Consider the following 13,003-nt stretch of genomic DNA (forward strand, 5'->3'; position numbering starts at 1 on the left):
CATCAATCCAGATTGATGTACCAGAGCCGTGTTGTGAGCCGATGACACCGACTATGGTCTCTGCCATACTCCCGAACAGGGGGCGTCATGAGCGAGCAGGGCAGGCGGGGCACCAAGCAGCGGATGCTGGACAGCGCCGTGTTGCTGCTGCGGGAACGCGGCGCGGCCGGCGTGACGGTCGACGCGGTGCTGGCGCACAGCGGTGCGCCGAGGGGTTCCGTCTACCACCACTTTCCCGGCGGCCGGAACGAGCTGGTCCTGGGTGCGGTCCGCCAGGCCGGGGACTACATCGCCGCCATGGTCAGCGAGTCGGCGGCCGAGGGCGACGTCCGGCAGATGGTGGGCCGGCTCGTCGACTTCTGGAAGCGGGCGCTGACCAGGACCGGCTACCGGGCGGGCTGCCCCGTCGCCGCGATGGCCGTGGACAGCCGCGACCTCGTCCCCGACGCCGGTGACGTGGTGCGGGAGATCTTCGCCAGTTGGCAGGCCAGCCTCGCGAACGCGTTGGCCGCCAACGGTTTTGAGGCACCGCGCGCGCAGCGGCTGGCGACGTTGGTCGTGTCCGCGATCGAGGGAGCGATCATCCTCTGCCGCGCGCATCGTGACCTGGGCCCGCTCGACGACGTGCTCGCCGAGATCGCGCCCCTGCTGGAGCGACGAGACTAGGAGCCTGGCCCATGTGGAAACCCAGCGCCTGCATCCTCTGCGAGTGCAACTGCGGGATCGAGATCCTCGTCGGTGACGACGGCCGGTCGTTCGACAAGATCCGCGGCGACAAGCTCCATCCCGCGTCGGCCGGCTACACCTGCAACAAGGCGCTGCGCCTCGGCCTGCACCAGAACGGCGACACGGGCCGGATCACGCACCCGCTGCGCCGGCGGCCCGACGGCACCTTCGAGGAGATCGACTGGGACACCGCGATCAGCGAGATCGCGCAGCGGCTGGGCGAGGTGCGCGACACCTTCGGCGGGGAGACGATCTTCTACTACGGTGGCGGCGGTCAGGGCAACCACCTCGGCGGCGCGTACTCGCCCGCCACGATGGCCGCGTTCGGTGGCCGCTATCGCTCGTCCGCGCTCGCGCAGGAGAAGACCGGCGAGTTCTGGGTCAGCGCCCGCATGCTCGGCAACATGACCCGCGCGGACTTCGAGCACTGCGAGGTCGCGCTGTTCGTCGGCAAGAACCCCTACCAGTCGCACGGCTTCCCGCGCGCCCGTTCGGTGCTCAAGGAGATCGCCAAGGACCCCGCCCGGTCGATGATCGTGATCGACCCCGTGCGGACCGAGACGGCGGAACTGGCCGACTTCCACCTCCAGGTCAGCCCCGGCACCGACGTCTACCTGCTGACCGCGCTGGCCGCCGTGCTCGTGCAGGAGGACCTGATCGCCGCCGACTGGCTCGCCGAGCACGCGGACGGCCTCGACGCCGTCACCGCCGTCCTGCGGCAGGTACCCGTCGGCGACTACTGCGCCATCGCCGATGTCGAGGAATCGCTGGTGCGGGCGGTCGCCGCCCGGATCGCCGCCGCGGGCTCCGTGGCCGTGTTCGAGGACCTCGGGGTCCAGATGAACCGCGACTCCACGCTCGTGAGCTACGTCGAGAAGCTGGTCTGGCTGCTCACCGGCAACTTCGGCAAACGCGGCGCCCAGTACGTGCCCTCCAGCCTGGTGCCGATCGGCCGTGACCGCGGGCACGCCGGCGGCGAGGGCCCGCGCAGCCCGGTCGCGGGCGCACGGATCATCAGCGGCCTGGTGCCGTGCAACGTGATCGCGGAGGAGATCCTCACCGACCATCCGGCCCGCTACCGGGCGATGCTGGTCGAGAGCGCGAACCCCGCGCACTCGCTGGCCGACTCGGCCCGGATGCGGGAGGCGCTCGCCGCACTGGAACTCGTGGTCGTCATCGACGTCGCGATGACCGAGACCGCGCGCCTGGCCGACTACGTGCTGCCGGCGCCGACGCAGTTCGAGAAGTTCGAGGCCACGTTCTTCAACTTCGACTTCCCGCGCAACATCTTCCACCTGCGGCACCCCGTAGTGGCCGCACCGGAAGGCGTGCTGCCCGAACCGGAGATCCACGCCCGTCTGGTCGAGGCGTCCGGCGCGCTCACCGAAGACGACTACGCACCGCTGCGCGCGGCCGCGCACGCCGGACGAGCCGAGTTCGCGCAGGCGTTCCTCACCGTTCTCGCGGATCCCGCGAAGCGGCGGCTCGCGTCCGTCCTGCTGTACCGCACGCTCGGTCCGACGCTGCCGCACGACGCCTCAGCGGCCGCGGTGCTGTGGATGGCCGCGCACGAGTGCGCCCGCAAGAACCCGGCCGGAGTCGAGAAAGCGGGCTACGGGGCAGGGTTCGAGGCGGGGGAGCGGCTCTTCGACGCGATCGTCGACGGCACGCACGGCGTGCACATCACCGACGACGAGTACGACGCCTCGTGGCGGCGCCTGCGCGGTGAGCGGATCACCCTCGCCGTGCCGGAACTGCTCGCCGCCGTGGCCGCGCTGGGCGACCGGCCCGTCCCACGCCAGGACCCGGACTGGCCGTTCGTGCTGTCCGCGGGAGAACGACGCGCCTTCACCGCCAACACGATCATGCGCGACCCCAGCTGGCGACGGCGTGACCCGGACGGCCGCCTGCGCATCAGCGTCACCGACGCGACGCGGCTCGGTGTCACGACAGGCGACCGGGTCAGGCTCACGACGCGGCGCGGCAGCGCGGAGGTGTCCGTGGACGCCACGGACACCATGCGCTCCGGTCACATCTCGCTTCCCAACGGCCTCGGGCTCACGGTGAAGGAGCGCACGGGTGTCGCTCCCAACGAGCTCACCGCCGCGGAGGACCGCGACGAGTGGGCCGGCACACCGTGGCACAAGCACGTACCGGCACGGCTCGAACGGCTCGGGCCGCCACTGTCTACTTAGGACCGACTGCGGTCGTCGAAGCGGAATGGTGTTACGACGATCGAGTGAGAAGTGCGCAAACTCTCGCATGTCCGAACGACCTGGAGAACGCTCTGCTGCGTCCGATCTTCGTAGGTCGACGGGCGAGGACTGCGATGACAGGCACGGAGCTCGAGAGCGGCAGCCAGGACGACCCCGCGCACAGACCGTTGCTCGATCCGCACCGTGTGCCCGCGGGGACGACGACGCGGTTCGCGCTGCTGGTCGCTGTGGTCGTGGCCACGAGCTCGACCATGTTCATGCTCCTGCATCTGCTCGTACCGGCGAACTCGGCTCGGCAGGTGGACGCCCAGAAGCGCTGCTTCGCGGAGGTGTCCGGTCTGCCGCCCCTGGCCGGCCCGGATGACGTGGCGGCGCGTGCGGAGGCCGCCGCACGCGTGACGCGGTGCCTGGCGCCGGTGTACCTCGACGAGGTGTCCTGGGCGGGGTGCGGGCTGGTGCTGCTGTTCGGCTTGGCGGTGGTCCTGTACTGGCTGAATCCGCGGTGGATCATTCGCCGGCGTGGGTTGGTGCCGATCTCGGCCGAAAGCGGTCGTGAGTTGCTGGCCCACCTCGGCGAGATGAGCCGGCAGGTCGGACTGGCCCGGCCCCCGGCATGGCTGCTCGCGCCCTACAACCTCACGGCCGGCGGGCGGGCGTTCGGTCACGTCCGTCGCCGCCACGTGCAGCTCGACGCGGGCCTGGTGGTCCTGTTCAGCACCGATCGGGCGGCGTTTCGCGCGGTTGTGCTGCACGAGCTGGCGCACCTGTGGCACCGGGACGTCGACAAGACCTACCTGACCACGGCGATCTGGCGGGCGTACGTGGTCGTCGCCCTGATCCCGTTCGCGATCGGGCTGCTGCTGGCCGTTCCGCTCGGCTGGCCCGTGACGGCCCTGACCGGTCACTGGACGGGGACGCTGGCCGTGCTCGGCTCGCTGCTGGTGCTCACCGTGCTGGTGTACCTGACCCGCAACGCGATCCTGCGCGTCCGGGAAACGGAGGCCGACGCGATCGCCGCCGTCCACGACGGACCGGACGGCGCGCTCCGCGGCCTCGTCGGCCGGCTCCGGGCACCGGCCGGTCCGCGGTGGCGGGCGTTGCTGAGCACGCATCCCGATCCCCGGCAGCGGCTGGCCGCCATCGACGACCCTGCCGTCCTGGCACGCCCGAGCCCGTGGGTGCTGGCCGGTGCCGGGATCGCCGCGGGCATGCTCGCGGGCAATCTCGGCTACGCGGTCGACTTCCTGTTCGTGACGACCGCAGTTCTCAACCGGGGCCTGGTCGGGCTGGTGATCGCGCTGGTCCTCAGCGGGCTGCTCGCGGTCACGCTGTGGCACACCGCCGCCGCTGACCCGGCGCGGCGGCCGCCCCGGTGGACCTGGCTGCTGTGCCCGACGGTGCTCGCCGCCGGATTCGTGCTCGGTGAGTCCCTGTCGCTGCTCCACGCGAGCGTCAGGTGGGACTACTCGGGCACCGGCCTGGCCGTGGTCGTCACCACGCTGCCGCTGGTGGCCGGCGGGGTGTTGCTGGCCGGATGGACGCAGTCCGTTCTGCGTCTCGCGCTGACCACCGCGCCGCGTCGTAGGTGGGCGCCCTTCGCGGTGGTCGCGGCCGCGGGAGTCGTTGCCGCGCCTTGGTTCGCGGCGTGGTTCGTGCTGCACGGTCTGGACCTGACGCTCTGGACGCCGATCTTCGGATCCGTTCCCGGGACCGGTGCGGACATCGGCTGGTACCGCGCCCTCGCCTGGTGGACCGACATCACCTGGCTCCCGTTGCAGTACCTGGACGGCAACCCGCTCACCTTGCCCGGCCTGACCCTGCTCTGGCTCGTCCCGATCATCATCACACTCCGTCGCGGCGCAACCGGCGCTCCGGCCGGGGTGCCCGCCCTGCGTCTCGGCCGGGCGTTGACCATCGGACTCGGCGGCGGCATCGCCACGGCGGTCATCGGTGTCGTCTTGTCCTATGTGGCCAAGTCCGCCCTGCCTCTGAACGTTCGACACGACACCAGCTTCACGACCGAGACCACCTACTTCGGCTACGTGCAGCTGTGCACGTACATCACCGTGGCAGTGCTCGCGCAAGCCGTCGTCGCCGGCCTCGTCGCCGCTCGCGCCCGCCGGCACCGTCCCGCCCTCATCGCGCTCGCGGTGTCCTTGACGGGAACCCTCGCCGCCGTCGGCTGGCTCGGCGTCCTCCTGTTCAGCCGCTGCATCGACCTGTACGGAACCGCGCCGGCGAGCTGCGTCCCGGCCGTCAGCCTCACCGATCTCACCGGACAGCTGCACACGATCCTGGTCAAGGGCTTGATCGCGGCGGTTCCGGGCGCGTTGCTCGGTGCGGCAGTCGGTGCCCTGCGCCGGCGGCCTGATCCCGCCGATGCCCGTGACGTGCCTGCTGTCGCAGTGGTGGTGATCGCGCTGCTGGCCGCCGTCATGATCGCGGCCCCTCTGCCTCGACTGGCGGGAGACTGGCGTTTGTGGACCGGGTACGAGGCCCCTGCAGGAAACGACATCGGCCCGCAGGTGACCACAGTGGACACCTGCGTGGTCGGGACGTGGGTCGAGACCGCCAACGAGTCGCACGTGAAGTCCCCTGCTGGATTGGACGTGCGGTTCACGAGCACCGGTCGTGTCCAACGGTTCCGGACGGACGGCACCGCGGTCCTCGACTTCGGCACCGGAAACGTCACGACCGGAACGCTCAACGGGAAGACGATCCAATCGGTCAGCTCGGGAACGATCACCTTCACGTACACCACCGAAGCCGGACAGATCCTGTACAGCAGCCCGACGGCCAGCGGGACCACCGTGGTGACGATGGACGGTGTGGTGCAGGAGACCCGTGCGCTCGAGGCGGGCGTGGAGCCGGAGAGTTACGTCTGTCAGGGCGACGTCATGACGCAGACCGGCACCTCGTTCACCATCCGGCTGGCCCGGACGAGCCACACCGGGTGAACTGTCAGCCTTCCTGAGGGGCCGTTGTCTGCGCACTGTCGACGGGTTGTCGACGGGCCTTGCCATCGTGCGTGACGACCCATCGTGCACCACCTCAGGCGGCCCCGGCTTCGGCGCCTGAGCTCAGGGGAGGTTGCTCACATGAGAAAACGGATCGCCACCACAGCGCTGGCCATGACCGCCGCCGTGGCGGGTCTGCTCGGCACCGCCGCTCCGGCCATGGCCGACGACCACTTCGACGTGACCGTCCGGAGCGCTGTCAGCGGCAAGTGCCTGGCGCCGCAGGGCGAGTCGACGGCGGACGGCGTGCCGATCGTCCAGGTCTCCTGCAACGGCAGCGCGTTCCAGCGCTGGGACTTCATCGATCACAACAACCACGTCGTCCAGATCCGCAACGCGGTCACCCTGAAGTGCATGGACGTGCTGGGCAGCAACAACAACGGGACGCCGGTCGTCCAGTGGCCCTGTGCGAACATCAGCAACCAGCGGTTCCAGGCGAGCCGGAACCTGCCCGACTTCGTGACCCTCAAGTCGCGGGTCGCCGGCACGAGCAGCCACTGCCTCGACGTACCGGGAGGGCTGTCCACGGAGGGCGCCGCGTTGCAGATCTGGGTCTGCAACGGCACCGCCGCGCAGTCGTTCGGCGTCTTCCCCGTCTGACGGCGGACCGGCCGCGGCGACCTGTGGCCGCCGCGGCCGGCCTCGTCCGGACAGCGGGAGATGATCAGCTTCACTAGGCTCGGCGGCGTGGAGGGCAAGAGGAAACGCGCTGGGCTGCCGCGCTGGGCAGGCCCGTTCTACCTGGCCGCCGGCGTGATCACGCTGATCTGGGCGGGTGTGCTGTTCAACGACTTCCTGAACGTGCCCGCCCGCTGCCCGGACACCAAGGTGCGCTGCGGCGCGTTCCTGACCACCTCGCTTCGCCAGTACACCCTGTCCTGGGTGGTCTTCGACGTCGCGCTCGCGACGATGCTGGTCGTCACCGGCTGGCTGGCCCTGCGGCGGCGCGACCACGTGCAGCTGCCCGCCGCGGTGACAGGCGCGTTGCTGTTCGTGGACGCCTGGTTCGACACGATGTCCAGCCCGCGCCGCGACCGCCCGCTCGCCTGGGCCCAGGCGCTGTTCGTCGAGCTGCCGCTCGGCCTGTTCTGCCTGTGGATCGCGTCGCGTGCGGAACGCGTCCGCAGGCAACGGCTCGCCGACGCGTTGCGCCGGCTGGGGGAGAAGGACGAGCTGGGCGTGTGACCGGGGTTCATGCCTCGGCCCTCACCGTCTGCTGGACACCGGAGCCGTAGCCGAGCTTGCCGCGCGTGGCGGCGATGACGACGGCGGCGAGCAGACCGAGGCCGAGCGCGGGACCCCAGAGCCAGCGGGGGTCGTCTCCCGGGAAGACCTCGGACCACACGACCGACTGGAAGTTGTTGATGGAACAGTGCAGGAGCATGACCAACGGCACGCTCTGCCGTCCCTTGTTGTAGACCAGCGTGATCAGCACGCTCATCTCCAGCGCCACCACGAAGAACAGCGCGATCGTCTCGGCGCCGGTGTTGGGCCCGGCCCACGGGGTGAGGAACAGCGGCAGGTGCCAGCCGGCCCACAGGACGCTGAGGACGAGGGTCGCCACCATAGGGTGGTGCCGGGTCTGCAGACGGGTCAGCGCGAAGTCGCGCCAGCCCGGCTCCTCGGCGAGACCGGTGGTCAGCAGCTGCACCACGAGCGCGGGAACGTAGACGGCCAGCACCATCAGGGACGGCAGCCGCACGGCCTCCTCAGCACCGTCCATCGCCAGCGTGCCGAGCAGGACCGCGACAGGGACCGCGAGCAACGCGAACGCGTACCACCGCACGCCGGCGCGGAACTGGAACAGCCGCTTGCGCCAGCGGCGCAACCCTTCCCGCCCCTCGGTGATCGCGGTGACCGTGAACGCCGCGGTCAACGGCCCGAGGTACGCGCCGGGCATGATCGCCGTCAGCTGGTTGCCGACGAGGAAGTCCGGGTAGCGGAAGTGCAGCACGCCGAGCCCGTCCAACGACAGGACGTACGGCGTCCAGGCGAGCCAGCTGATGCCGTAGGCCAGCGTGAAGAACGTGATCAGCGGGTGGCGAAGGACCAGTGCCCGTGCGCCGGCCGTGTCCGTTGAAGTCATGGCACCAAGCTAGAAACCGCAGGTCCGCGAGTCAGTCGAGGCAAGGGGCCTCTTGACGGTAGAGCCCACTCCACCGTGCTCGTCCGGCCGCACCGGGCGTGACTCGGGGACGAGCCACGGCGCGACGAGACCTGCGGCCAGTTCGAGAGTCCTGTGCGGATGGTCAGCCGACGACCGCGATTTGCGCGGACCTGTGGTCGACACGACGAACTCGGCCGTCGCGGACAGGCGGCAGGGTGTGGACCAGCTTGAGACGACACGACAATCTCGGTTGCGCCGCGGCTCGCGGCCTGATCGACTGAACCCGACCAGTCGTCCGGACAAGGAGAGGCACATGCGCGGGGCGTTCGTGTTCACCCAGAAGGTATTCGTTGCCTATCTAGAGGACATGACGCTTGTCGCGCACCTTGAACTTGGGGATTCTGGCTCACGTCGACGCTGGTAAGACCAGCCTCACCGAGCGGTTGCTGCACGCCGCCGGTGTGATCGACGCACTCGGCAGCGTGGACGCGGGGAACACGCAGACCGACTCGCTCGCGCTCGAACGGCAGCGCGGGATCACGATCAAGTCCGCCGTCGCGTCGTTCGTCGTCGGTGACGTCGTGGTCAACCTGATCGACACACCGGGCCACCCGGACTTCATCGCCGAGGTGGAGCGGGTGCTCGACGTGCTCGACGGCGCCGTGCTGGTGGTGTCCGCCGTGGAGGGCGTGCAGGCGCAGACCCGCGTGCTCATGCGCACGTTGCGGCGCCTGGAGATCCCGACTGTCGTGTTCGTGAACAAAATGGACCGTCGTGGCGCCGACGGGGAGCGCGTGGCGCGCGACGTGGTCGAGAAGCTGGCGACCGAGGCGCCGATCTACTTCGGGTCCGCGATCACCGGTGACGGCCTGGACGAGCTGGTCGCCGGCGTCACGTCGTTGTCGCCGGTGGCCGATGTGGTCGACGGTCCGCTGTCCGGCACGGTGTTCAAGATCGAACGTGGCAGGGCGGGGGAGAAGATCGCGTTCGCACGGCTGTTCTCCGGGACCGTGCGGGTGCGTGATCGGGTGAAGATCGGTGACAGCGAAGGAAAAGTCACCGCGATCGCGGTGTTCGAGGGCGGCTCGGCGCCACGTCGCGCCGCCGCACGGGCAGGGCAGATCGCGAAGCTGTGGGGCCTCGACGTCCGCATCGGCGACACGATCGGCGCCGCTCGCCGCCACCGGGTTCACCACATCGCGCCGCCGACGCTGGAAACCGTTGTGCAGTCGCACGATCGGGTGGCTCTGCACTCCGCGTTGCGGCAGCTCGCCGAGCAGGATCCGTTGATCGACCTGCGGCTCGACGGCGACGACATCGTGGTCTCGTTGTACGGCGAGGTGCAGAAGGAGGTCATCGAGGCGACGCTCGCGCTGGAGTACGGCGTTGCCGTCACGTTCCGCGAAACGAGAACGATCCGCGTGGAGCGTCTCCAGGGCGTGGGTGAGGCGGTGCGGTTCCTGGGCGAGAGCCCGTTCGCGGCCACCATCGGGTTCCGGGTGGAACCGGGACCGGAGGAGTTCCGGCTGGAGGTGGAGCTGGGCTCGTTGCCGCTCGCCTTCTTCAGGGCCGCGGAGGACGCCGTGCGCGACACGTTGCGCGCTGACCGGATCCACGACTGCGCGGTCACGATGACGCACTCCGGATACTCCTCACCGGTGACCGTGGCGGGCGACTTCCGCGGCCTCGCACCGATCGTGCTGCGGGAAGCGTTGCGTCGAGCAGGAACTGCGACGTGCGAACCGATGCACCGATTCCGGCTGGAGATTCCGGCGGACGCACTCGCCACGGTGCTCGCCGCGCTGGGCAAGGTCGGCGCCGTTGCGCTGACGACGTCCGCGACCGTCCTTGAAGGACACATCCCGGCGGCACGGGTGCGTGAGCTGCAACGACGACTGCCTTCCCTGACCCGAGGGGAAGGTGTGCTGGAAAGCGAGTTCGATCACTACGCCTGAGAGTGCGCTGCGCGGCTGACAGCGCGGGCACCGAGCACGACCTACCTGACGAGGGTGATCGTGCACGTGCGGAACCTGGTGGACGGCCGTGGCGCACCGCGCGCCTGCACCTGGGCGAAAGCTTCCTGCCGGCGCGCACCCCGGAGCAGGTCGCCGAGTCGAAACGCCAGGCGGCCCACTACCTCCGAGAAGCGGTCGGCATCTCCCACGGGCTGAGCGCGGCCTACGCCGCGTTCGACCTGACAGCGGTACCGCGGATGACCGAGCGACCGGACCTCGCCGATCCGTCACCGCCGCCCGGCCAGGTCGTGGACCACGTCGAACTTGCGGTCCAATCCCGTGAGCCGGAGCGGCCGGAGGACCGCGCGGGTGCGCGCTACCACGATGAACTCGACCTCCGCGGTCACGGTCGTCTCCCACACGGCCATCAGGGTGGCCAGGCCCGCCATGCCGAGGAAGCTGACCGCGGTGAGGTCGGCGATGAGATCCGGGCCCGCCCTGCGGACGTGCTCCTGGAGACGGGCGTGCAGCACCGGACCGCTGCGCGAGTCGACCTCGCCGAGTACCGCGATCACGACGGACCCTCGACGGACCAGCTGTTCGGTGACGGTGAATCGCGCGGTGCCGGGGGATCGACCCGGTTGGCCGGAGACGCTCCGGGCGGTCACGGGCACTCTGGGCAGACGGACGGTGCTCACGGGATTCTCCTCGGGGAACCGTGGCGACCGCGGGGTCCAGGCGGGCGGAGGACAGAGAAGCCGCACGTTAGGTATCAGCGGAGTCCGTGCGCAAGCCACGCCGGGGTGCCATCACTCGATCGTGTTGCCATTGGTGTCCGTTCGGCCGTGCTCGGGCACAGTCAGTGCGGGAACGAGCCGCAGCGCGCGGTTGTGGCGCGGTTCGGTCCGCGTCTTGGCCTCGTCGACCTGCCGGATCAGCTCGGTGCGGACCTCGTTGAGCGCGGCCGCCAGATCCGGCTCGGACGAGGTGGCGACGAGGTGCAGGCGGGGAGTGCGGTTGATCCAGCACTCCAGGGTGACTCGCTGCTCGACGCCGCTGCGGTCCTTCACGCTGATCTCGAGGTCGATCTGGTCGTCGTGGAACGAGCGCAGGCGCGAGCCGAGTGCGGCCAGGCGTTCCACGACCCAGCCGCGTTCGTTCGAGAGGAAGCCGGTGGCGAGGTGCAGCCGGTTGGTGATCACCGCGGTGTCCTCTGGCCGTTCGTTCATCTGCTCACTTGTCCTTTGTGGAGTGTTGCTCGAGGGGGACGGGTCGCGCGGCGCCAGCGGGATGATCAGGCACTGCTCGGCAGAGTGTGGCCGTGTTGCGGGGTGGAGATCGGCGCCAGCGTCGAGTCGGCGCCCTGGTCGCGGTTGAACCACGCGATCGCGTGACGGACACCGGCTTGCCACCTCAGGTCGCCGGTGGCCTGATGGGCGCGGGCACAGGCGTCCGCGAGCGCCGCGACGGGGTGCTGGTCGAACGCCGGGCGGGGTTCACCGATGCGCCAGCCACCTGCAGGGGTCGGCGAAAGGCGGGCCTCGCCGGTCACGTGGCCACCACGACTCGGTCGGCGAGCACGCGCTCCGCCAGACGGCGATACCGGTTGGCGACCGCCGGCCAGCTCAGTGCCGGGGCGAGACGCGCGCAACGCTCGCTCATCCCGGCCGCGAGTCCCGGTTCGGTCAGCACCCGCCGCAACGCCGCGGCGATGGCGGCCGGATCGCGGTGGGGCACCAGCAGCCCGGCGCCGTCCGCCAGCAGCTCGACCGCGTGCGGGAACTCGGTCGCGACCACCGGTGTGCCGGCGGCCACGGCTTCGACGAGCACGCCGGACGTGACCTGCTCGGACGAGTCGTAGGGCAGCAGGACGACATCGGCCTGGCCGACCAGTTCCGCCAGCGCGTCGGCCTCGCGGAAGGCCGGGTCGAACTCGACCAGGTTCGTGACGCCGAAGGTGGCCGCGCGGTTGCGCAGGTTCCTGCGGTAGATCTCACCCTCGTGCGCCAGCACCTTGGGGTGGGTCTGGCCGGCCACCAGGTAACGGGGCTTCAGGTCGCGCAGCGCACCGAGTGCGGAGATACCCCACTCGATGCCCTTCCCGCGGCCCAGCAGACCCCAGGTGAGGATCAACGGCCGGTCGGCGGACGGAGTGCGAGTGGGCGGGGCGACGGGAAGTGCGCCGTGCGGGATCACGACGACCTCATCGGGCCGCTCGACGGCGTAGCCGTCCACGAGCCGCTGCCGCGCGGCCATCGACATGGTCACCACGGCGTCGGCGTGGCCGGCGATCTCCTCGAGAACTCGCCGCTGGCCGGGCGTGGGCGTGCTCGGCACCGTGTGCAGCACGACGATCACCGGCACGCGCAGCCGGGCGAGCACGCCGAGCACGTCCTCGCCGTCGCGGCCGGGGTAGATCCCGTACTCGTGCTGGATCACGACCACGTCGCAGCGGTTGAGCACCTCGGCCGCGTCCTCGGCCGCGCCGGGAGTCATCTGGTGCACCATCCGGGTCTCCGCGGCGGCGACCGGCTCGTGGTCCGGCTCCGTGAGGACGCGGACCACCCTGCCCGTGCTTCCCGGCGTCACCGCGGTCAGATGGCGCAGCAGAGAAGCGGTGAACGTGGCGAGTCCACATCGCGTGGGCGGATACGTGCTCAGAAAACCGTACGTGCGAACCACGAAGCGGGGCCCTTCGGATTGTCGGAAGCAGACGCTCCACTGTGGACGGGTCAGGCGTGCGCCTGCGGCGTGATGCCGGCATCACGCCGGGACTCCCGTCCCCCGGCCGGAAAGGCGGCCGGTTCAGTTCTTCGCCGAGTACGACATGGGCTTGACCGCCCACGTACGAGGTGTTCCTGGTGAAATCGACACTACACCCATTCCGAATTGATCAGCAGAATGTGTGTCCAGATTTTTCTGGGCCATCAAATGTCAAGCGGAAATTATCGTGAGCACGCAACGCGAGGTGAAACACAAAAT

Annotated in this window: 11 protein-coding genes; 6 read left to right on the forward strand and 5 right to left on the reverse strand. The window is 70.0% G+C overall.

Translation table 11 applies throughout. From position 1 onward, the window contains the following. The first annotated feature begins 87 nt into the window (after positions 1-87). The 5 genes from ACIQF0_RS11380 (at position 88) to ACIQF0_RS11400 (ending at position 7,144) form a co-directional block, all read left to right on the forward strand. On the forward strand, positions 88-666 hold the full coding sequence (locus tag ACIQF0_RS11380) for a TetR/AcrR family transcriptional regulator (protein ID WP_401027530.1): 579 nt from the start codon (positions 88-90) through the stop codon (positions 664-666). 11 nt (positions 667-677) lie between these two features. Beyond that, positions 678-2,921, forward strand: a complete 2,244-nt coding sequence (locus ACIQF0_RS11385) for a molybdopterin-dependent oxidoreductase (RefSeq protein WP_401027532.1) — start codon at positions 678-680, stop codon at positions 2,919-2,921. A gap of 134 nt (positions 2,922-3,055) precedes the next feature. Next, positions 3,056-5,899: a M48 family metalloprotease gene (locus ACIQF0_RS11390; RefSeq protein WP_401027535.1), complete on the forward strand. Its 2,844-nt coding sequence runs from the start codon at positions 3,056-3,058 to the stop codon at positions 5,897-5,899. A gap of 141 nt (positions 5,900-6,040) precedes the next feature. Next, positions 6,041-6,559 carry an RICIN domain-containing protein gene (locus ACIQF0_RS11395; protein WP_401027537.1) on the forward strand — a complete coding sequence of 173 codons (519 nt, stop codon included), beginning with the start codon at positions 6,041-6,043 and terminating at the stop codon, positions 6,557-6,559. A gap of 60 nt (positions 6,560-6,619) precedes the next feature. Then, entirely contained in the window at positions 6,620-7,144 is a 525-nt protein-coding gene (locus ACIQF0_RS11400) for a hypothetical protein (RefSeq protein ID WP_401027540.1), read from the forward strand. Between the two features lie 7 nt (positions 7,145-7,151). On the opposite strand, the gene ACIQF0_RS11405 is transcribed toward ACIQF0_RS11400, so the two are convergent. Further along, the gene (locus tag ACIQF0_RS11405; protein WP_401027542.1) at positions 7,152-8,045 is read right to left on the reverse strand and encodes a CPBP family intramembrane glutamic endopeptidase; all 894 of its coding nucleotides are present in this window, start codon (positions 8,043-8,045) and stop codon (positions 7,152-7,154) included. A gap of 395 nt (positions 8,046-8,440) precedes the next feature. On the opposite strand from ACIQF0_RS11405, the gene ACIQF0_RS11410 reads away from it, so the two are divergent. Beyond that, entirely contained in the window at positions 8,441-10,021 is a 1,581-nt protein-coding gene (locus ACIQF0_RS11410) for a GTP-binding protein (RefSeq protein ID WP_401027545.1), read from the forward strand. A 287-nt stretch (positions 10,022-10,308) separates the two neighbouring features. Here ACIQF0_RS11410 and ACIQF0_RS11415 read toward each other — a convergent pair whose 3' ends face one another. From ACIQF0_RS11415 to ACIQF0_RS11430, 4 genes are all read right to left on the reverse strand, one after another. Then, positions 10,309-10,719 (reverse strand): STAS domain-containing protein, encoded by a 411-nt coding sequence (locus tag ACIQF0_RS11415; protein WP_401027547.1) that lies wholly within the window; start codon positions 10,717-10,719, stop codon positions 10,309-10,311. 111 nt (positions 10,720-10,830) lie between these two features. Next, positions 10,831-11,250: an HPF/RaiA family ribosome-associated protein gene (locus tag ACIQF0_RS11420; protein ID WP_401027549.1), complete on the reverse strand. Its 420-nt coding sequence runs from the start codon at positions 11,248-11,250 to the stop codon at positions 10,831-10,833. A gap of 65 nt (positions 11,251-11,315) precedes the next feature. Then, positions 11,316-11,573, reverse strand: coding sequence for a hypothetical protein (locus ACIQF0_RS11425; protein ID WP_401027551.1), 258 nt, complete (start codon positions 11,571-11,573; stop codon positions 11,316-11,318). Next, positions 11,570-12,703 carry a glycosyltransferase gene (locus ACIQF0_RS11430; protein WP_401027553.1) on the reverse strand — a complete coding sequence of 378 codons (1,134 nt, stop codon included), beginning with the start codon at positions 12,701-12,703 and terminating at the stop codon, positions 11,570-11,572. The genes ACIQF0_RS11425 and ACIQF0_RS11430 overlap by 4 nt, the downstream gene beginning before the upstream one ends. Positions 12,704-13,003: the final 300 nt, after the last annotated feature.

This window comes from Lentzea sp. NPDC092896 (assembly GCF_044754905.1).
Classification (GTDB): Bacteria; Actinomycetota; Actinomycetes; order Mycobacteriales; family Pseudonocardiaceae; genus Lentzea.

Excerpts from the sequence above, each read along its gene's own strand:
- ACIQF0_RS11385 (WP_401027532.1), top strand. The coding sequence starts at position 678 with ATGTGGAAACCCAGCGCCTGCATCCTCTGCGAGTGCAACTGCGGGATC.
- ACIQF0_RS11420 (WP_401027549.1), bottom strand. The coding sequence starts at position 11,250 with ATGAACGAACGGCCAGAGGACACCGCGGTGATCACCAACCGGCTGCAC.
- ACIQF0_RS11405 (WP_401027542.1), bottom strand. The coding sequence starts at position 8,045 with ATGACTTCAACGGACACGGCCGGCGCACGGGCACTGGTCCTTCGCCAC.
- ACIQF0_RS11380 (WP_401027530.1), top strand. The coding sequence starts at position 88 with ATGAGCGAGCAGGGCAGGCGGGGCACCAAGCAGCGGATGCTGGACAGC.
- ACIQF0_RS11390 (WP_401027535.1), top strand. The coding sequence starts at position 3,056 with ATGACAGGCACGGAGCTCGAGAGCGGCAGCCAGGACGACCCCGCGCAC.
- ACIQF0_RS11395 (WP_401027537.1), top strand. The coding sequence starts at position 6,041 with ATGAGAAAACGGATCGCCACCACAGCGCTGGCCATGACCGCCGCCGTG.
- ACIQF0_RS11400 (WP_401027540.1), top strand. The coding sequence starts at position 6,620 with ATGATCAGCTTCACTAGGCTCGGCGGCGTGGAGGGCAAGAGGAAACGC.